The sequence below is a fragment of the Dyadobacter beijingensis DSM 21582 genome (genome assembly GCF_000382205.1).
GTDB lineage: Bacteria > Bacteroidota > Bacteroidia > Cytophagales > Spirosomataceae > Dyadobacter > Dyadobacter beijingensis.
The window spans coordinates 1,210,087-1,231,491 of record NZ_KB907787.1 but is presented as its reverse complement, the minus strand read 5'-3'; the positions used below and the strand labels follow the sequence as shown (position 1 = coordinate 1,231,491).

General features: G+C 52.8%; 11 protein-coding genes. 3 read left to right on the top strand and 8 right to left on the bottom strand.

The genetic code is table 11. The features are described 5' to 3' along the window. Positions 1–116: 116 nt before the first annotated feature. The 7 genes from H144_RS0112310 to queG form a co-directional block, all read right to left on the bottom strand. On the bottom strand, positions 117–1,718 hold the full coding sequence (locus H144_RS0112310; protein WP_026350637.1) for a SusD/RagB family nutrient-binding outer membrane lipoprotein: 1,602 nt from the start codon (positions 1,716–1,718) through the stop codon (positions 117–119). 8 nt (positions 1,719–1,726) lie between these two features. After that, on the bottom strand, positions 1,727–4,825 hold the full coding sequence (locus H144_RS0112305; protein WP_019942369.1) for a SusC/RagA family TonB-linked outer membrane protein: 3,099 nt from the start codon (positions 4,823–4,825) through the stop codon (positions 1,727–1,729). A gap of 340 nt (positions 4,826–5,165) precedes the next feature. Then, on the bottom strand, positions 5,166–8,450 hold the full coding sequence (locus H144_RS0112295; protein ID WP_019942368.1) for a VCBS repeat-containing protein: 3,285 nt from the start codon (positions 8,448–8,450) through the stop codon (positions 5,166–5,168). A 68-nt stretch (positions 8,451–8,518) separates the two neighbouring features. Next, a complete protein-coding gene (locus H144_RS0112290) occupies positions 8,519–10,069 on the bottom strand; it encodes a SusD/RagB family nutrient-binding outer membrane lipoprotein (RefSeq protein WP_026350636.1) in 1,551 nt (516 codons plus the stop codon). Positions 10,070–10,089: 20 nt separating this feature from the next. Next, positions 10,090–13,182, bottom strand: a complete 3,093-nt coding sequence (locus H144_RS0112285) for a SusC/RagA family TonB-linked outer membrane protein (protein WP_026350635.1) — start codon at positions 13,180–13,182, stop codon at positions 10,090–10,092. A gap of 369 nt (positions 13,183–13,551) precedes the next feature. After that, positions 13,552–13,965, bottom strand: a complete 414-nt coding sequence (locus H144_RS0112280) for a DUF1761 domain-containing protein (protein WP_084599944.1) — start codon at positions 13,963–13,965, stop codon at positions 13,552–13,554. 78 nt (positions 13,966–14,043) lie between these two features. After that, the gene (gene queG, locus H144_RS0112275) at positions 14,044–14,991 is read right to left on the bottom strand and encodes a tRNA epoxyqueuosine(34) reductase QueG (RefSeq protein WP_019942364.1); all 948 of its coding nucleotides are present in this window, start codon (positions 14,989–14,991) and stop codon (positions 14,044–14,046) included. A gap of 113 nt (positions 14,992–15,104) precedes the next feature. On the opposite strand from queG, the gene H144_RS0112270 reads away from it, so the two are divergent. From H144_RS0112270 to H144_RS0112260, 3 genes are all read left to right on the top strand, one after another. Beyond that, complete coding sequence (locus tag H144_RS0112270) at positions 15,105–15,725, top strand: nucleotide exchange factor GrpE (protein WP_019942363.1); 621 nt, start codon at positions 15,105–15,107, stop codon at positions 15,723–15,725. A 40-nt stretch (positions 15,726–15,765) separates the two neighbouring features. Further along, a complete protein-coding gene (gene dnaJ / locus H144_RS0112265) occupies positions 15,766–16,926 on the top strand; it encodes a molecular chaperone DnaJ (RefSeq protein WP_019942362.1) in 1,161 nt (386 codons plus the stop codon). 123 nt (positions 16,927–17,049) lie between these two features. After that, complete coding sequence (locus H144_RS0112260) at positions 17,050–18,231, top strand: endonuclease/exonuclease/phosphatase family protein (protein ID WP_019942361.1); 1,182 nt, start codon at positions 17,050–17,052, stop codon at positions 18,229–18,231. Between the two features lie 164 nt (positions 18,232–18,395). On the opposite strand, the gene H144_RS0112255 is transcribed toward H144_RS0112260, so the two are convergent. Then, entirely contained in the window at positions 18,396–21,368 is a 2,973-nt protein-coding gene (locus tag H144_RS0112255; RefSeq protein ID WP_019942360.1) for a glycosyltransferase family 117 protein, read from the bottom strand. Positions 21,369–21,405 lie beyond the last annotated feature (37 nt).

The window sequence follows — 21,405 nt, the reverse complement described above, 5'->3', positions numbered from 1 at the left end:
GGAAGATTTACTACTAAAATAAAAAACTTCAACCGAAAGTTGAAGTTAAAACTTAGTGCAGTGATTTGAGAAGAAAGCGCTAAGAAAATTAATATTTCTTAGCGCTTTCGTATTATTTATTTATCCCACCAAACTTTGTTCACCCAGTTGTCGCCGCCCAGACGTCCGATCGCGTCTGCGTAGTTGGCGCTGTTCTGAGTAGCTTCGGTAGTTGGGTAAGGCTGGCGGCGCGGGATGGTCCCGTTCGAGAAGTTACCCACGTAGTTGATCGGGGTCAGCACAGGGAAGCCTGAACGTTTCCAGTTGCTCCATGCCTCCACGAAGTTGAACAGGATACCGGTTGTTGCCCAGTACTGCTCGTTGATCTGCTTCAATGCATTGGCAGCATCCAGCGGGTGAGCGGTCGCATAAGCATCGGCAGTTGCTGCGTCGATTACGGCAGCAGCACCATATTTACCCAGCGACTGGATACCTGCCGACAAACCGTTTTTGTAGTGGGCAGCAGCCGTTCCGCCTACGGCGAATCCGCGGGTTACCGCTTCTGCAAGCAGCAATTCGGTTTGCGCGTAAGTGAGCACGGTGATCGGTCCGCTTCTTGAACGGTAAATGGCGGTCGGGCGCGAGTATTTGCCGATCGGCGTCACATCGCCGCCGGTACCGGTTCCGCCGGGATAGCCGGCTGTTTTGGTAATGTCGGTAGCGCCTCCGTTCATATCGTAACCATTCGGCAAGCCGAGCTGGTTGGCCGGTGTGGAATCACCTGCATTGGTAATGCTCTGGTTGGCCGCCAATCCTGCCGCAGGCACCTCGGCGATTTTGCTCAGACGTGGGTCGTTACCCGCTTTCAGGTAGTCGATCATGGTTTTGCTCCATCTTACCTGGTAAATATCCGCCGGGGTCGACAATGCGGCACCGTTACCGTTGGTATAGCCGTTGGCGTCGTCCATGATAATGTACGCGTCGTCGGCTACGCTGGTGAACACACCACCTGCCGCTGCTTTTTCCGCGTAGGTTTTAGCGGTAGCGAGGTCGGCTTTGGTGAGGCGCATGGCCAGTTTCAGCATCAGGGAGTAACCGTACTTCTTCCATTTACCGATATCGCCTTTGTAATTCGCGAACGAATCGTTAGCAGGGATAGCGGCAGCCGGGTTCAATGCGGCAATGGCGGCATCCAGCCGGGTGAGCATCGATTTGTAAATGCTTTCCTGCGTGTCGTACACCGGAAGTGTAACGCCGGATTTAGCCTGCAATGCCTGGGTGTAAGGGATATCACCGTAAATGTCGGTGATGGTCGCCAGGGCCTGGACCTGCATGATGATCGCGATGTTGGTCAGGTTCACCAGCGCGGGCTTGTCCTTCGTCAGCTGCTCCATTTCGTAAGCAAGGCTGGCTGCGCGGTAGCCGGTGTTCCAGGAGCTCGCCAGGTACGAGTTCGTGTTGCTCGAAATCACGTACTTATCGGCATTGGAATAGTAGTTGGCCGCACCCGAAGTAGTAGATGACAGAATCTGCACCCACATGCTTTGGAACAGGATCGTACCGTTATAACCCGCTGTTGCATTGGCATGGTTGAACTGGATCGTGGGCAACAAAAGGTTCGGATCGAAGGTCTCTCCCGACGACTTGGTAGGGTCGGTATTCAGCTCATCGAATTTGTCCGTACAAGCCAAAGGGAGCAGGCCTGCGAGGACGATCATATTGATTAGTCTCTTTTTCATATTTATGCTCATTTGAACTTGAAGGCTACGTTAACACCGTAGTTGCGTGTGGCAGGCAAGCTGGTTCCTTCGATACCGGAATATCTCAGGTTAGCACCGAAAGTAGCCTCGGGATCGATGTTGTTGGTCTTCTTCATGAAGTAGAAGAGGTTTCTCGAAACGAGCGAGATATTCACCGCGCGGATCAATGGCCATTTTTCCAGCATTTTGGCAGGAAGGCTGTAACCCAATGTCACCTGGCGCAGTTTGATGAAATCACCGTCCAGTACGCTGATAGCCGTCACGTTGTTGGCCAGTGCCGTGTAGTAATCCTGTGCAGTCGCAGTCACTGTGTTGGCCGCGCCAGTTTCGGTTACGCCGGTCGTTACACCGCCTTCACGGCCTACGAGGGTCTCTTTCGCCAAACCACGACGGTATGCGTAGTTTTCTGTTGCGGAAAGAATTTTGTTACCGAAGTTGTAGTCGATCAGGAACGACAGGTTCACGTCGCCGAAGCGGAGGTCGTTATTCAAACCACCGTAAAGCGTGGGCAGTACAGTGCCATAGTTTTTCAGGTCACCACGAACCGGAAGACCGGATGCATCCACGACGATCTGGCCGTTCGAAGCATATTTGTAGTCGTACGCGCGGATCTGCGGACCTGCCTCGCCCACTACGAATGCCGTGATGGCATTACCCAGTGTAGCACGGTTCTGGCCGAGTGAGATCGGATTGTTGTCCGCATCGGTTTCGAGGACCTTGTTTTTAACCGACGTCAGGTTGAAAGACGCATTCCATTCGAATTTCGAAGTTCTCACAGGCGTACCTGTCAGCATCAGTTCCAGACCACGGTTTTGAACAGAACCTGTACCAACCACACCGCTCACGTAACCGGTAGCGCTGCTGTAAGTAGCCGGCATGATCTCGTTTTTCGTTTTCTGGCTGTAATAAGATGCGTCCAGGCCCAAACGGTTGCCGAAGAATTTCAGTTCGAGACCTACTTCCACTTCGTCTTTCGTGAAAGGTTTCAGGAAGAGGTTCGGCAATGCGTCGGGGAAGTTACCGGTAGGAACGGTGTTGAATGCATTTCCAACACCATAATAGATGGCTGTACCGTAGGCGGTAGTAGGCTCACCGGAGGTTTTCGCATACGAAGCGCGCACCTTACCGAAGCTCAGGCTCGATACATCAAGCAGGTCGGTGAAAATGAATGCACCGGTTACCGAAGGTGTGAAGATGCTTCTGTTGGCACTTGGAAGCGTCGAGTACACATCGTAGCGGCCGGTTGTGCTCAAATTCAGGATTCCCTTGTAGCCCAAATCAACGCTGTAATAAGCTGACTGAACCTCGGTATTCGCCACTTCGTAGTTACGGTTGAAGTTCACCACGTTGTTCCAGCTGTACAGGTAGGGCAATACGAACGGGCTACCACCGATGCTTACTTTCTCGTACTGGTTCTTACGGATGTTACCACCCACGATCGCGTCCACCGACAGGTCGTTGAAAGTTTTGTTCAAACCAATCAAACCGTCGAAGTTCAGCTCGGTACGTTGCGCATTGGACAATTCGTCCAAACCACCTTTTCCGGCATTCGAGAATGCGGTTCCCCAAGGCGTTACCTTGAAAATGCGGTCGTTCGCATTGTCATAACCCATACGGGCCTGTGCGTAAATCCAGTCGGCAAACTGGTATTTGGTAGCCACGGCGGAGATCAGACGCTTACGGGTCACGTCGTTTACGAACTGGCTCGTTACGAAATAAGGGTTGGTCACATATTCATCATCCGAGAATACGATTTCCTTGCCGGTAACAGGGTCATAACCTGGTGCCAGAATGCGCTGGTCGATGTTCGTAGCGAGGAACATACCGTTGTTGGCATTCATCGGGCCATCGCTGAGAACGGGCTTGCCGGTGATTTTCTCATCGATATAGTTAGCCATCACATTCACGCTCAGCCTCTTGGTGATATTCTGATCCGCCGTAAGGTTGATAGTCCTTCTCACCAATCCGCTGTTTTCGATGATCGATTTGTTGTCCAGGTTCGCCAATGACAAACGGAATGAACCGTTATCACCGCCTTTGGTCACGGAAACGCTGTTGGTGAAGTTGCTACCGTTGCGATAGAAATGCTTCACATTGTCTTTCTGCGCAGAATATTTGTAGGTTTTGCCGTCGAACTGGATCACATCGGAGCCATCCAGTTTCGCACCCCAGCTCATACGGGCTGTTTGTTGTGCCAGTGCAGTGGTAGTCGGTTTCTGACCGCCGATACCCTGGCCGTACTCATACTGGAAGTCGGTCATGTCGCGTGGCGCGTCGAGCGAGTAGTTCAGGTTGTAATCCACTGAGAAATCGCCTTTTTTGCCCGCTTTGGTTTTCACGAGGATCACCCCGTTGGAAGCGCGCGCACCATACAGACCCGAAGCAGCCTGACCTTTCAGAACGGTCATCGACTCGATATCGTCCGGGTTGAGGTTACCCAAACCGTCGCCGCCGTCGGCTCCACCCCATTCACCGGCGCTGCCGCGCTGGGTGTTGTCCATCGGCACACCGTTGATAACGATCAGCGGAGAACCGCCGGAGTTCATACTCGGCATACCACGCATGAGGATCTTGGCAGTACCACCGGGGCCGCTGTTGGTTCCTTTTACGTTCAAACCAGCCACACGGCCTGCCAGCGAGTTACCTACGTTGGTTTCGCGCGCCTTGGTCATCAGGTCGCCGCCGATGGTGCTTACCGCATAACCCAGTTTACGGGCTTCTTTCGAAATACCGAGGGCCGTTACCACCACCTCTTCCAGGTTGGCCACGTCGGGTACCATTTTGATATCCATCGTGCTGCGGCTGCCGACGGTCGCTTCCTGTTTGAGATAGCCGATAGAGCTAAATACCAGCACATCGGTGTCCTTCACCCCTGCCAACGTGAACGCACCTTCCGCATCCGCGTTGGTACCTCTCGTTGTTCCCTTCACCGTTACTGAGACACCAGGGAGGCCCTGGTCTTTTTCATCAATGACCTTGCCTGAAACAGTCCGTTCCTGAGCAAAGGAGGTCAACGATGCAAAAAGCAGAAACAGCCCCAGGGGGATAATCCCTTTCCCCAGGACCATGCGTAGCTTTTCTTTCATAGGTCGATAAATTAGTAAATTTTAAATAGGTTAAATTTGGTAAAGACCGAATTTTTACAAAGCAAAAACCCGTCCAAGACAAATATCATAAATTATTTCATAATTAAATAATTTTAAAAACGATTTGTACTTATATGATTTTTTTAATATTTCTTTAATAACTATGAAAAGCATTTTATAAATATTTGACCTGCACTTCGTTAGGCGTTTCGTGTACGTTAACATTCCGGTAATATCCGAATACCCCGTTTTTCATGACCAAAAACCCATAAAAAATGCCCGGAAAGCACCAAAACGGGCTTTTCGGGCAAGCTGCCTTTTTAATTGAAAATTAATTTCCCTACTCCCGGAAATGGTACACAACCAAGGGTGCATCATTTATTCCCGCCAGCAAATACCGACTGCCTTTTACGTTTGATACCAGCAAATCGCGGACGTCGCCATTGACATAAAAGCCGCTTTTTTGCTGTGGTAAATGATTGAATTTCAGACCCCCGAAATTGGAAAATACCTGGATCAGGCTTGCATCGTTACGGCCCATTCTCACACGCGTTTGTTTGGTATTACCTCCCAGAACAATATCCGTTTTGCCATCGCCATCCATATCACTCAGCGCGATCGCGTGCACGGGCGCGAACTGCGCTTGTATTGGTAACGCACGGAAAACGAATTTACCATTCACATTTTCCAGCAGCCCGGTACGATATTCTTTCACAGACAGGCTTTTAGCATTAGTCAGCTTGTCTTTCGGCAGCATATCGGCGAGGGTTGCTTTGGAATAGCTCACGTAGTCGGGATATTTCTTTTTCAGGGATGGGACCTGGTCCAGGAGCTCGTCGCGGCTGGCGTAGGGATATTCTTTCCCGTTCTCGTTCAGGGCAATCACCGGCACAATGCGGTTAAGCCCATCGAAATCAGCGGCATAGAGCGACAATCCGGCAGGCGATGTAATGTTCCACTGCCAGTTGTTGCCCATGTTTCCCGCCACGAAATCGGTGTCGCCGTCGCCGTCCAGATCGGCGGCGCGGAGTACGTTCCAGCAGCCATTCAGGCCTTCCACGCCCCATTGTTTGCTTGCATTCGAAAGTTTACCGCTATGGTTGCCAAAAACCTGGATCGGGCCCCAGTCGGCCGTCAGAATCAACTCGGGCAAGCCGTTTTTATCCAAATCTTCGAAAATTGCGTCCGTAACCATGCCCGTTTCACGGAGTTGCGGGGCACGGCCGGCGGTTTCGTCCGTGAATACGGCTTTACCATTATTAACCATCAATACACTTCCTGTGCTTTCTGGAAAACGGCCTGGTGTCACCCGCGATCCGAGGAAAATATCCTGGTCGCCGTCCTTGTCCACATCACCTGTTGTCACCGTTCCGGCATTCGCTCCGACGGCCGGAAATGGGACTTTTTTCCAAACGCCTTTTTCGTTCAAATATAACCTCGGGAGCAGGAGCGGGTCGCCAGCATTTAGCTCGTAACCGGCGCTCGTGACGAGCAAATCCGCATCGCCATCGCCGTCCGCATCGAAAAACGCCGCGTCGGCGTCTTCATAAGCCGCATCGGCCTCGAATGCCGGCTGCACCGATCTCTTGTACCCGCCATTCCCGCTCAGGAACAGCGCCCCGGCCTGACCCCTCGCGCCAGCCACATAAAAATCGTCGGTACCGTCGCCATTCACGTCCTTTTGCGCCAAATGCGGGCCCTGGTAGGTAAGCATGGCGGGCATCAGGGTTTGAATGCGGAAATCGTTGCGTGCGTCCTCGGTATGCGTGAAGTCGATCAGCCTTGCGGGCTCCCATAATGGCGCCGGTGCCGCGGGGAGGTCTGGTGTTTTGCGCGCGTCGGCATAGCGAAGCGTGATTTCCTTTCCGGTAAGGCCTTTCAGCACCTGCCGGCTGCCATCGGCCCATTGCACGGCCAGGGAGTCGATGCGCGACTGGCCGCCCAGCCCGAAATGCAGCGCGTCCCACTGCGCCGACTGGAAGCCGCGAACGGGGATAAAATTCTGGGTTTGCGTCAGCGAATCGCCGTACAGCGTCACTTTCGCGCCAGCGAGCCAGGCATATCTGGGTGAGGCCAGTTTTACTTTCAAAGTCGCATTCGCTGCCAGCATTTGCTCCGCATTGTTGCGGTATACAAATGCCTTCTGACCCACATTATTCGTCACGAGGTCCAGGTCGCCGTCGTTGTCGAGGTCGGCGTAAATGGCCCCGTTCGATTGGTTATTTTTTTCAAAACCCCATTCCTTGATTTTTTTCGTGAATGTCAGGTTCTTTTGGTTCTGAAAAATATAGTCGGGCTCGTTAATCGGCGGCATCTGGGCGATAATCTCCATTTGTTTGGGCGCATTGCTGCCCTGGTTTTGCTGTACCTGCTTGTCGGCAGAGTATTTCAGGAATTCCATGTTGGTATAATCCCTGGCATAGCCATTTGAAATGAAAATATCCTTCCAGCCGTCGTTGTCGAAATCCGCCATGAGCGCCGCCCAGCTCCAATCGGTGTTCGAAATACCGGCCAACTGCCCTATTTCGCTGAAAACGGGCACGCCATTGCGGTTCACGCCGTTGTTGAGTTGCAGCATATTACGCATGCTCTGATCGTGGAAACCGGCGCGGACCAGCTGCTGGTACTTGTCGTAATTATCGTCGCCGGACGTGAGTTTGATCCGTTCGTTATAGCTCGGCAGCATATCCAGCGTGAGGACGTCCATCAGGCCGTCGTTGTTGAGGTCGGCGGCGTCGGTACCCATCGAGAAAAGCGATACGTGGCCCATTGCCTCGCGGATCACCTCGCGGAAATGACCGTTGCCTTCATTGAGGTACAGGTAATCATTCTCGTTGTAATCGTTGGCGATGTACAGGTCCTGCCAGCCGTCGTTGTTGAAGTCATTTACGTTTACCCCCAGTCCGAAGCTCAGCACATTGGAAACGATCCCCGCCGAATCCGTGACGTTCGTAAACTTGCCGCCGTCGTTGCGGAGCAGTTTGTTGCCGTACGCCTCGTTGCGCTGCTGCCGGTAGCTGGCGAGCAGGTTGCTGAAACCCGCAAATTCCTGCAAGGAGTGGTTCAGCAGGAAGCAATCGGTATCGCCGTCGCGGTCGTAGTCGAAAAACACGGCCTGTGTGGTGTAGGAGGCGTCGTTGAGGCCGTATTCGGCAGCTTTCTCCGTAAATGTCGGGATACCGTCAGCCGTTTTGCCATTGTTGATATAGAGCAACTTTGTGCGCAGGCGTGGGTTCTCCGCCCCGGCGCGCGAGACAAAAATGTCCACCCAGCCGTCGTCGTTAATGTCCACGAGAGACACGCCCGTTTTCCAGCCCTCGTTCAACCCCGTGCCCGATTTCTCCGAAACATCCTCGAACGCCATTTCACCCCGGTTAAGATACAGCTTGTTTGCGACCATATTTCCCGTGAAATACAGGTCGATGAGACCGTCGTTGTTGAAATCCGCGGCTGCCACGCCCCCGCCATTGTAGAAATAGCCGTAGCGGAGCACATTGTTCTCCTCGTCCTCGTCGATGTAATTGTTAAAATCGATGCCGGTCTTACCTGCATCGAGCAATGTGAAAAGGGTATCGTCTTTTTTGCAGCCTGAAAGAAGGATCGCCAGGAGTAGAATTTTGCGCATAGGTTCACGGGATTGCAAAAAGGCAGACACAGGGTCTGCCTTTTTCTTTTTCACAAAGTAGCTAAAAATCAGGGCTTATCCCACCACAGGCGTGTGCTGGATTTGTCCTCGCCGCCGAGCTTGCCGATGGCCGCATTAGCTGCCGCGGCATTCGCCTGGAATTCTCCTATCACGAACGGCGTCCTTCTTACGACTGCGCTTTTAGGCGAATCCGGGTTATCGGAGTTGATACGCGCGTAGAGTTTAGGATAACCCGTACGACGGTACTCTGCCCAGGCTTCGTGACCATTCGGATAGTTGGCCAGCCATTTCTGGGTGATGATCTGCTCCAATTGCTTGGCAGGATCGGCCGAGAATTTCACAGGGATGTCGGACAATGCCGGCGTTTTCGCCATGTCGTTCAGGGCAATCGGCGTAGTGGTACCGTTGGTATAGGCCGTGATAACCGCCGCATCGGTGATCCCCCATTGCTTGAATGCGGTTTCAATGCCTTTTTCGTAATAATCCTTGGCCGTACCGCCGCCCATATTCCAGCCTTTCAATGCACCTTCCGCGCGCAGGAAGTATGCTTCCGACGCGTACATGATCGTGAACGGGTTGGTGGCTTGCACCGCCGGCAGGAACTGGTCGGCCACGTTCGAGGTGGCATTGGCATTGTTTTCGGGCGCACCGAGCTCACCCTGGGTGTAGCCGTTCCGCAAGCCTTTGTAGCTGTTGGTCGTTCCGGCTACCGGGGCGTAATATTTACCGATCCGCGGATCGACATAGCCTTTGAGCACACTTTCCATGGCCGCGCTCATGCGGAACTCGTTCCATGCCGTTGCCTGGTTCATCGGGTTGAACGAGTTGGCAGTCACTTTCAGGAATGCGTCGTCGGCATTGGTGGATAATACCCCTCCTGCCACGGCTGCTTCCGCTTCGGTTTTCGCCAATGCAGGCTCTACTTTCGACATACGCATGGCTACGCGCAGGCGGAGCGTATTGCCAAACAGTATCCATTTATCCACATTACCTGCGTAGATCTGGTCATTGGAGCCGAATACATTGGTCCCTTTGAATGCCTGCAATGCGGCGGTGGAAGTGGCCAGTGTTTTTACAAAATCCTTGTAGATGGCTTCCTGCGTATCGTATTCCACGCTGCTTTCGCCATTTCCTACCTGGCTGTAAGGGATCGGGCCCCAATAGTCGGTGCGGGGAAGGTACATATACACTTTCCAGATGCTGGCGATCGCGTACATGGCCGCATTTTCGTTGGAACCGCCTGGTTTCGTCGCGTCTAGTACGCCCAGCAACGGCGGGATCGCCGTGCCGTAGAAGCCGCTCCATGCGCCGTTGAGCCAGTTACCCACCATTACGTTCCGGTCGGACGAGAAGTTCTGGGCGATGTTGGCAAAATACTGACCCTGCAAATCGGCGAACAAGCTCTGGAATGTCTGCCAGCTGGCCTGAATGGACCGGTATTGGGCCGCCGCGAATGCATTACCGATCGCGGAGGCATCGAGGGTCGTCAGTTTGGTTTTGTTGGTGTTGATCTCCTCGAAATTATCCGTACAGGAATAGGTACTTCCCGCCAGCGTGGTGATCAGAGCCAATGATAGTATTTTATATCTCCGTTTCATTTGTATCAGAATTTTAGCAATTAGAATGTCAAGTTAAGATTCAAACCCAGCGAACGCGTGGACGGCATCGAAAACGACTCCAGACCGACCGTGGTGTTTGCCGAACCCGCAACGAGTTCAGGGTCAAAACCTTTTGCTTTATTCATAATGAAGAACAAGTTACGTCCCACGAGTGAGAGCGACACATTCTGGAACGGCGACTTGCCGATCAGGCTCTGCGGCAGGCTGTAACCCAGGGTCAGCTCGCGGAGGCGGATGTTGGAAGCGCTGTAAGTAAATGCCTCTCCGATCGGCGTGTTCCGGCCGCCTACGAATTTCCAGTAAGCTTCGGCCGTCGTTTTCACTGTGTTCGGGCTTCCGTCCGCTTGCACGCCTTCTATCACCATACCGTCGCGGCCGGCCAGCGTTTCTTCGGTCACACCGTCGGCGTAGATGACCGCGTTGGTGAACGAGGTAACAACACCGCCGATGCGCCCGCTGACGAGGAAGCTCAGGTTAATGCCTTTGTACGAGAAGCGGTTGGTCACACCGCCCGTCCAGCTCGGACGTGAAGTGCCCAGCGGCACGGTGGTTCCCGACGTTACGAGCGGAATACCATTGGTACCTATCAGAATACGGCCCTGGGCGTCTCTCTGATAGCCCCGGCTGTAAATCTGGCCTAATGCCCTGCCTTCTTCCGCACGCATGAAATTCATGAAGTCGCTCGACAGCGTGAGGGTTTGCAGGTTGGGCGCGAGGGTGATGACCTTGTTAATGTTCCTGGCGTAGTTAAAATCAAGGTTCCACACGAAATCGGCGGCTTTCACCGGAACGAGGTTCATGGTCAGCTCGATACCCTTGTTGTTTACATTACCCGCATTGATATACTGGAAGCTCCAACCCGATGCCGGCGGGATCGCTACCCGGAACAGCTGGTTTTTAGAGTTACTGTTATACAATGTCAGGTCGAAACCGATGCGGTTTTGCAGGAATTTCGCTTCCAAACCTACTTCCTGCGCATTGGTGAGCTCTGGTTTCAGGTCCGGGAACGGCTTGGTATCGTCGCGGATAATGTACCCGTTGGCACCGCCCGCAATGTAGGAATAGGTCTGCATAAGCAGGTAAGGCGAGGCATCGTTACCGGTCTGCGCCACGCTACCGCGGATTTTCATGAATGAAATCGCCTGCGGCATGTTGAACAGGCTCGAAAGCACGGCAGAAGCTCCTACCGACGGGAAGAAATACGATTGGTTCGCCTTTGGCAATGTCGACGACCAGTCATTACGTGCGGAAGCAGAAACGGTCAATGCATCTTTCCAGATAAAGTCGGCCTGGGCAAAAACGCCTTGCTTGCGGGTTTGCGTCACGGTGCGGTTCGTAACCGAGTTTCTGGCATTGGTGGTCACGAACAGGTTATCGCGGTTCAAGCCGTTGTTCAATGTCTGGTGGTTCAGGTAATCGCGTTTCAGCACGTTACCACCCACGGTCGCGTCGATTTTAAAATCTTCACCGATCGGCTTGCTGATCAATGCGAACAAATCGAGGTTGAGCTCGCTGTTGTCGCGCCAGTTGGTCTGGTAATCCCCGAAATCGGCAATCGTATAGGTATTGGTGTACCATTTACCTTCGAACTTATCAATGTACTTGTCGTACCCGGCACGTCCCATCACGGTCAGCCACGGCAGAAACTTGTAGCTAAGCGAGGTAAATCCGTAAATACGGTCGCGCGTGTCGTCGGCTAGAACGCGGTTTTTGATCCAGTAGGGGTTCTGGCCGCCGTTAGAACCGGGGTTCCAGTAGTTTTGCAGCTGCTTACCCGACGATGGATCTACATATTCAAAGGATTTCGCCTGGTCGAGGGAAATGCTTCTCGGCAAACGCAGGATGTGGCGTTGCAGGTTGGCGAATGCCTCCCCGGTTTGCTGGCGGTTTTCGATATTTTCGTTCAGGTAGGTAATCTTCCCGTCGAAGCTCAGCTTGCTTGTCACCTGGCTGGAAAGGCGCAGGTTGAAGTTGTGGCGATCCAGCTTGTTGTTGGAAACGATCCCTTTCGCATGGGTATTGGTGTAGGAAAAATATGTCTGCACCTTTTCATTACCAGCATTGAGCGATACGGAGTTCGCCAGCGAAGTACCGGTCGAGTAAAAATCCTTATAAGAGTTCGGATTGGGTGAATAGGCGTAGGTCTTGCCCTTGTTGGCCGGGTCGGGCCCCCAGGCAGCTACCTGCTGTCCGTCCATTTTAGGCCCCCAGCTGAATTCGCTGTTCGGGAAAAACTTGCCTTCCACGCCCTGGCCGTACACATTCTGGAAGTTTTGCAGCTCCATCGCCTTCTCCATCTGGAATGTGCTGTTGATGTTCACGCCGATACCTTTGCGCACCGCTCCTTTTTTGGTCGTAATGAGCAACGCACCATTCGCAGCGCGGCTACCGTACAGCGCCGTCGCGGACGCTCCCCTCAATACGTTGATCGATTCGATATCGTCGGGGTTGATGCTCGACAGACCGTCGCTCGCATCGCGGCCGCCATTCGCATTACCCGGACTGAAATTGGAGTTATCGATCGGCACACCGTCGACAACAATCAGCGCCTGGTTGTTACCGGTAATGGACCGGTCGCCGCGCAATACCACCCGGCTCGATCCGCCGACACCGGACGACGAGCGCACAATGTCCAGACCGGCCACACGCCCCGAAAGCGAGTTGGCTACGTTCAGCTCGCGCGCTTTGGAAAAGTTGTCGGTATTGATCACCTGCGTGGCGTAGCTCAGTGTTTTCTGCTCCTTGGTGATACCGAGGGCGGTAACCACCACCTCGCCCAGGTTGCGCACGTCCGCATCCATGGAGACCGTCACGTTGGTCATGCTTTCGGACACGGCTATTTCTTTGGAGTTATATCCGACCGAAGAAATGATCAGGACTCCGGCGCCATTCATATTCAGACTGAAATTTCCTTCGGCATCGGTATTGGTCCCTCTCGTGGTACCCTTGATCAGGATGTTGGCACCGGGAAGCCCGGCCCCGTTTTCGTCATTCACCTTCCCGGTGACCTGTCGGTCCTGGGCGTGCGACGCATTCATAAATAGCACTACCGACAATAACGTTAGCAGCACGCACTGTAAAGCTTTGCTCATAGGTAAGTTGGGTTTATTTGGATTTCCTAGAAATTTAAGTCTATTAAGCCAAATAAGCAACTTATTCTGCTGTTTTTAATTGCACTAAACTAATATTTCGCACAAACGGCTTTTAAAAGCATTTAAAATGCATGATTTGGAACATTTTAAAATATTATTTGTCCAAAATACATTTATTAAACAGTCTAAAATTTTGTTGCGTGCTCGAAACACAGTCGTGTATTCGGCGTTTTTGATTTTTTGCCAATTATATGGAAACATCGGTCCGCCACCCGGAAGCAACAGAACTAAAACGACAAAAGAGTACTAAAAGCCAATGGTATCTTTGGACGCAGAACTAGTATAAAAGCAAGATGGGATAATGGCGCGCTACTCGTACTTGCGCCAGGCGCCGAGAATGGTGCCCGTAATGGTGTACACGATCACGCTTACGCCGCCATCGATGAGCGAGAGGGCCAGCGGGCGCATGGAAAACATATCCTTCACAATCGTTTCAAACAGTACAAACACGGTCCCGAACAGCAGCCCGATGAGGAAACCGAGAACAAACGATTTAACGGGGACTTTGGTGAAAACCCAGGCCATGGTATAGGCAACAAAGGAAGTGGAGACAATACTGGCAAGATAAGGGACCGGGCTCGTGGCCGACTTGATCTGCTCCACCGTGAAGCCGTTCAAAGACATCCACTGTTCTGAAAATATGCTATACCAAACTGCTGGTATCACCTGACCTATCACTACACATACTAGCACGGCCCAAAGATTGACAGATTGTTTTCTCATTGTATTGAGTGTTTTATTCAGTCATCGAAAGGTACTCCCCGGCCCAAATATAAGATGTTTCGAATATAATTGTGCTTTTTATTCACGGGATATAACAAATTCGATATTCCGCTTCAAACCGGCGTATTTGGCCCTTTTTACCGGTGATTTCCTGAAAATTTCCCGGAATACTTCTTCCGTAATCTCCTGCCAGTCACCGTTTGAAAAGCCGGCCAGCTTCCCCGGCAAATCAAACGCCGGCGTCGTGTGCGGCCGCGCGAAGCGGTTCCACGGGCACACGTCCTGGCAGATGTCGCACCCGAAGATCCAGTTGTTGAATTTGCCGTGGACCTCTTCGGGAATGGCGTCCTTTAATTCAATGGTATAGTAGCTGATACACTTGCTGCCGTCGACCACAAACGGGTCGGTGATGGCGTCGGTCGGGCAGGCCTCGATGCATTTGGTGCAGGTGCCGCAGTAGTCGCCCGTGGCGCTGTCGGGCGCGAGGTCGAGGTCACAGATGATCTCGCCGATAAAGAAGAAACTGCCCATTTCCCGGTTGAGCAGATTGGAATGCTTCCCAACCCAACCCAAGCCGCTTTTGGCAGCCCATACCTTGTCCATCACAGGCGCCGAATCGACGAAAATGCGCCCGTTCACCTCCCCCACCTCTTCCTGAATGGACGCGAGCAAGGCGCCCAGCTTTTCCTTTAATATATAATGGTAGTCCGTGCCGTAGGCGTACTTGGAAAGTTTCAGGTCGTCGTCGCCTTCGGGCAGGCGTGCTTCGGGGTAATAATTTAATAATACGGAGATGACGCTCCTGGCCCCATCCACCAGCTTGCGGGGATCGAGGCGCTTGTCGAAATGGTTGGCCATATAGGCCATAGCGCCGTGGTGGTTGAGCGACAGCCATTTTTCGAGGCGCGGCGCTTCACTTTCAAGAAAGTCGGCCTTTGAAATACCACAGAAATCGAAGCCGTGTTCCAATGCCTTTGCCTTGATCAACCGACTCCTTTCCTGCGCTACAATATCTGCTGTCGTCATACTGCAAAGTTACAAATTGATTGTAAAATGCCATCTTGTCAGTAATTTAGCCGTGGCAAAGTAATTTTGGAGTAAAATGGCTGTTGCAAAAAGACACGTAACTGCGAATAACCATGCCAGAAAATACAGAATTCAACATAGATCAAGACAAAAATTACGAAATGAACGAGGATAAAGCTTCATTGGAAACTGACAATCTGGTTAACGAAGAAACTTCCGAAGGCTCCAACACTGTGCCGCTGGATAATGCCGGACAGGAAATAAAAGGAGAAGCGCCCGCACTCGACCCGCTCGATGCGGCAAAGGCCGAAATCGCGGAGCTGAAAGACAAGTACCTGCGCCTGTATGCGGATTTTGAAAACTTCCGCCGCCGTACTGCCAAGGAAAAACTGGAAATGATCTCGGGGGCCAGCGCCGACACGGTGAAACTGATCCTGCCGATCGTCGACGATTTCGAGCGCGCCAAAGTTTCATTTGATTCTTCTACCGACGTAGAGGCCCTCAAAGAAGGTGTTGACCTCATTTATAACAAGCTTTACAAAACCCTGGAATCCAAAGGCCTCAAAGCCATGGAATCGAAAGGGGCCGACTTCGACGCCGACATCCACGAATCCATCGCCCAGTTCCCCGCCCCGTCGGAGGACCTGAAAGGCAAAGTGATCGACGAGATCGAAAAAGGTTATTACCTGAATGACAAGGTCATCCGTTACGCCAAAGTAATCGTAGGCGCCTGATACGCTCAACCTTCCTTACGGGATACATCAGTAATTAAAAATGGCAAAGAAAAGAGATTATTACGAAGTCCTTGGCGTAGATCGTGGCGCCTCTGCGGATGAAATTAAAAAGTCGTACCGCAAGCTCGCGATCAAATTCCACCCGGACAAAAATCCGGACGATCCCACGGCAGAGGACAAGTTCAAGGAAGCAGCGGAAGCATACAGCATCCTGAGCGACGATAACAAACGCGCACGCTACGACCAGTTCGGTCACGCGGGTGTAGGCGGCGCGTCGGGCGGTGGCGCAGGCGGCTTCGGCGGCGGCTTCACGATGGACGATATTTTCTCCCAGTTTGGCGATATTTTTGGAGATAGCAGCCCATTCGGTGATATTTTCGGTCGCCAGGGCGGCAATGGCCGTCGCGTACGCAGAGGTTCCGACCTTCGGATCAAACTGAAACTGAACCTGGAAGAAGTCGCGAACGGCGTTGAGAAGAAAATCAAGGTAAAAAGACATGTAACGTGTAATACCTGCGGTGGCAACGGGGCCAAAAACGGCACGTCACTCACCAACTGTAACGGCTGTAACGGCACTGGCCAGGTCCGCAAGGTGGTAAGCACCATGCTGGGCCAGATGGTATCGACCAGCACCTGCCCTACCTGTAACGGTGATGGCAAGATCATCAGCGAACGCTGCGACTCGTGCGCAGGCGAAGGCCGTTTGTTGCAGGATGACCTGATCACGCTCAACATTCCGGGCGGCGTGGCGGAAGGCATGCAGCTCTCGATGTCGGGCAAAGGAAACGTTCCCGCACGCGGGGGCGTAGCGGGCGACCTGCTGATCGTCATCGAGGAAGAAGAGGACGCATTGCTGAAACGCGATGGTAACAATGTGGTGTACGACATGCATTTGAGCTTTATCGACGCCGCGCTGGGCACCTCGGTCGAAATTCCGACCATCGATGGCAAGGCACGCATCAATATCGAGTCGGGCACGCAGGCCGGCAAGATCCTGCGTTTGAAAGGCAAAGGCGTCAAGGACCTGAACGGCTACGGAAAAGGCGACCAGCTGGTACATATTAATGTATGGACGCCGCAGCAACTGACTTCCGACGAGCGCTCGACGCTCGAATCGCTCCGTCACTCGCCAAACTTCCAGCCGAAGCCAGGCAAGAACGAAAAAGGTTTTTTCGATAAAATGAAAGATTTCTTCCATTGATCATGCCTATCCAATAAATATTACAAAAGAGCTGCTTCGTCACCGGAGCGGCTCTTTTTGCTTGACACCAATAGCGGTTTCCGCAACTCATCACCGATCATTAATAACCAAAATTATCATTCAATGAAATCTCTGTTGCTTGCCGGCACAATGCTCTGTCCGGGGCTACTCGCGGCGCAAAACTCCAAACCCGCGGCGTCCATCACTTTCGCTACCTATAATGTAAGTATGGAAGCGGAAAATTACTTCCCGCGCGGCACGCCGGGCAATTCGGAAAAGGTGCTGATCAAGGAGCTGGCCTCCGGCTCGAACCAGCAGATCAAAAACATCGCCCGCATTATCCAGACCGTCCGCCCGGATGTGATTCTGCTTAATGAGTTCGATTACGTCAAAAACCCTGCGGAAGGCGTCGGGCAGTTTATCAAGGGATATTTAAAAGAAGGTACCGACGGCGCGAAAGGCATCGATTACCCTTACTACTACTACTCGACCGTAAACACCGGCCAGCCGAGCCCCTACGACCTGGACGGCAACGGCAAAGCGGAGCAATACGGCGCCGACGCCTGGGGCTTTGGCAACTACCCGGGACAATATGGTATGGTACTGCTATCGCGTTTCCCGATCGACACGAAAGCGGTGCGTACGTTCCAGCATTTCAAGTGGAAAGACATGCCAGACGGCCTGAAAACGACGAAGGAAGACGGCAGCAACTGGTACAGCGCCGAAGCCTGGGCTGAATTCCCGCTATCGTCCAAATCGCATTGGGACATTCCGGTGAAAGTAGGCGACAAAACGGTCCACGTCCTCGCCAGCCACCCCACCCCGCCCTCCTTCGACGGCAAGGAAGACCGCAACGGCAAGCGCAACCATGACGAAATCCGTTTTTGGAACGATTACATTACTCCAGGGAAGGGCGACTACATCTACGACGACAACCACAGGCAAGGCGGCCTGCCAGCCAACGCATCCTTCGTCATCCTCGGCGATCAGAACGCCTCCCCCGACGAAGGCAACGCCATTTCAGACGGCATCCGCCAGCTCCTGGCCAACCCGGCCGTAAACAACGCCTCCGCCCCGGCCAGCAAAGGCGGCCCGGAGCATTCCCCGACCAACGCATTCGCCAAAAACCACACGGCCTTCTGGCGCATGCGTGCGGATTACGTGCTCCCCTCGCGCAAAGGCTTCCAAATCCTCGACAGCGGCGTTTTCTGGCCCGCCAAAGGCGAACCGATGGCCGGGCTGGTAGAGAAGCGGGAGTCGAGCTCGGATCACCGGTTGGTTTGGGTTAGGGTGAAGGTGGAGTAAAAACCGGATAAGATTGTCAGCTTGATTGTTTAAAATACCGTTGTTCTGATTTCCCCGATTAGCTTGTAGCAGAACTTACAACTAAGCCGGCAATCCGCACAAAAAGAAAGGCGGCATCTGCTTTCGCAAATGCCGCCTTTCGTATTTTAAAAAGTCAGACGCTACTACTGCCCACCATACATATTAAACGCTGCCAAATGCTTCTGGAAGATCGCCTCGTATTTCTTCGCGGCGGCTTCCTGCTTGGCGTCGCGGCATTCCTGGACGATTACCTGCATGATGTAGAGGTAAACGTTCGTGTCGCGGCGGCGGGTGGTACTATTGTCTTTCGCCCACGTGAGAACTTCGTCGGAACGCTTGGCCATGGTATCGGCGATTTCCAGCGCTTTTTTCGTTTCACCCAGGTCGAACAGCGGGCCGATGAAGTTGGCCGAGAACTGGTCGTACGGAATGCTCTTGTCCGGCATCGTTGTCAGGGAGCGCTCGATGGCTTTTTTCGCTTCTTCCTTGCGGCCGTCGGCGATGAGCTGGCCGGTGAGGCGCAGGAATGCGATACGCGCAGTCGCCACCGGCGAGCCAAGGTAGGTGTTGTCGTAATATGTGTTCGGATTGTCGAGCTCGCGCCAGGCCATCTTCGTCATCATATTGTTGTACATCACGTCGGCATTCACGTAGCCATCGCTGGCACCCGGTACTTTCACAGGCAGCAGGCGGTAGGCGTAACCTTCGAGCTGCATATATTCTTTCAGGTTCAGGTAGCTCGATCCCCCGAGGGTCGACGAGAAGTAAATCGGACGTTTCCAGTCGTTCGAGGCGATGATATCGAGCATGATCAGGTCTGATTTGTACAAATCACCTTTCCCGATCGTCCAGCTGATCGAATCGCTCACGAATGGCGTGAGGTCGCTTTTGATGATACCCATTTTCTTCACGGCATCTGCATCCACAGGCAGGAACAGTACCGAAGATGGCAGGATCGACGTCATGTCGCCGCTCGTCAATGGCACCTGGATGGCCTTGTTTTCCTGTTTCACCAGGCCAAGGTATTCTTTCAGGTTGATACCCGATTTCACGCTCGGGATTTCGTAGAACGGCACAATGTCGTTCTTACCGAATGCGTAGTTGTTTTTATCGAGTGAGATCGGCAATGCTTCCGACAAGTAAGTCTTCCGCTTCATCTGATCGATATACCAGTCGGTTCCCAAGAGGCTGAGGTTACACACGCGCACGTCGGTACGGAAGCCTTCAACTTCCTGCACGTACCACAATGGGAATGTATCGTTATCACCGCCGGTAAAGAGGATCGCGTTCGGCGCGCAGGAGTTCAGCAGGTTTTTTGCGAAATCGACCGAGTGGTAACGGTGGTCGCGGTTGTGGTTATCCCAACCTTTGGCGCCCATCATGACGGGTACAACCAATGATGCCGCGGTTGCCACGCCGGCACGGGCCGTGGCGCTCTTGACAAACTTCCCGATCGCATCCGCCACGGCGATGACGCCATAACCGATCCAGATACAGAAAATGTAGAATGAACCTACGTAAATGTAATCACGCTCGCGCGGCTCAGTCGGCGGTGAGTTGAGGTATACTACCAGCGCCACGCCCGTCAGGAGGAAGAGCAGGCCAAGTACGAGCAAATCGCGTTTCTGGCGGAAATAATTGATCACCAAACCGAACAAACCCAGCAGGAACGGCAGCATGAAATAGTTGTCGTGCGCCTTGTTGTTGGCAATCGGTTCGGGGTACTTTTTGGATACATCCCACGGCACCATGTTACCTGCCCCTTCCTCGTCGCTTTCACGGCCGACGAAGTTCCAGAGGAAATAACGCCAGTACATATGCCCGATCTGGTAGGAGAACATGAACGAGAGATTATGCGACATGGTCGGTTTCTGGTTTTCGGCCAGACCGGTCATTTGCATATACAGCTGTGGGTGGCCCGGCTGCGTGCTGTACATACGCGGGAGCAGCATATTCGCGCCCGGCTCGTATTCGTACTCCGGACGGTAATCGTAAATCACATATTTCCCATCCTGCTTGCGATACATCGGCGCGCCGCGCTTCTGGCTTACCGGGCGGGACACGAACGATGGCCCGTACAGCAACGGACGGCTTCCGTACTGCTCACGTTTCAGGTAGGACACGAAGCTGAGGACGTCGTTCGGGTTATTTTCGTTGATGGGCGGGTTGTACTCCGCGCGTACGAGCACCATCAGGTAGCTGGCGTAGCCGATCAATACGAATGCCAGGGAAAGTAAGCTGGTATTGAGCAGCACATTGCCTTTTTTCTGCGAGAAACGAATCCCCCAGATCAATGCGCCGATGAACAATATGATGAAGAAGATCACCCCTGATTTGTAAGGCAACCCCAATGTATTCACAAAGAAAATCTCGAATTTACCCGCTACACTCGGCAGCCCGGGAATGATGCCGGAGTTGATAATACCTAGCACAACCAATCCGCCGACGAAAGCCATAATGCCTCCGAATATGCTCGTTTTGGGGTACTTTTTGAAATAATATACCAATGCAAGCGCAGGAATGGTAACGAGGTTCAGCAAGTGAACACCGATAGAAAGCCCTACCAGGTAGGCAATGAGAATGAGCCAGCGGTTCTCGGCAGCAGGGTCCTGAATGCGCTCCCATTTGAAAACAGCCCAGATCACGATGGCGGTAAAGAAGGACGACAAACCGTAAACTTCCGCTTCCACGGCCGAAAACCAGAACGAGTCGGACCAGGTATATGCCAATGCGCCGACGATGCCCGCGCCCATGATCAGGTAAGTATCGCCGGAAGAGAGTTCCTCGTCACCTTTTTCGATCAGCTTGCGGACTAGTAATGTAATGGTCCAGAACAGGAACAGGATTGTGAATGCGCTGCTCAACACGGATACCATGTTGATCCAATATGCTACTTTCAGCAGGTCGCCTAATGCAAAAAGGGAGAAAATACGACCTATGAGCAGGAAGAACGGCGCGCCGGGAGGGTGAGGCACCTGCAATTTGAATGCACAGGCGATAAATTCCCCGCAATCCCAGAAACTGGCAGTACGTTCGACTGTGAGGGCATATGTGAGGAATGCAATAGCAAAGACAATCCAACCCGTAAGGTTGTTGGTACGGTTGAAACGGGTCATCTGAAAGACGGTAAATTTGAAAAAGTTATATGCACGA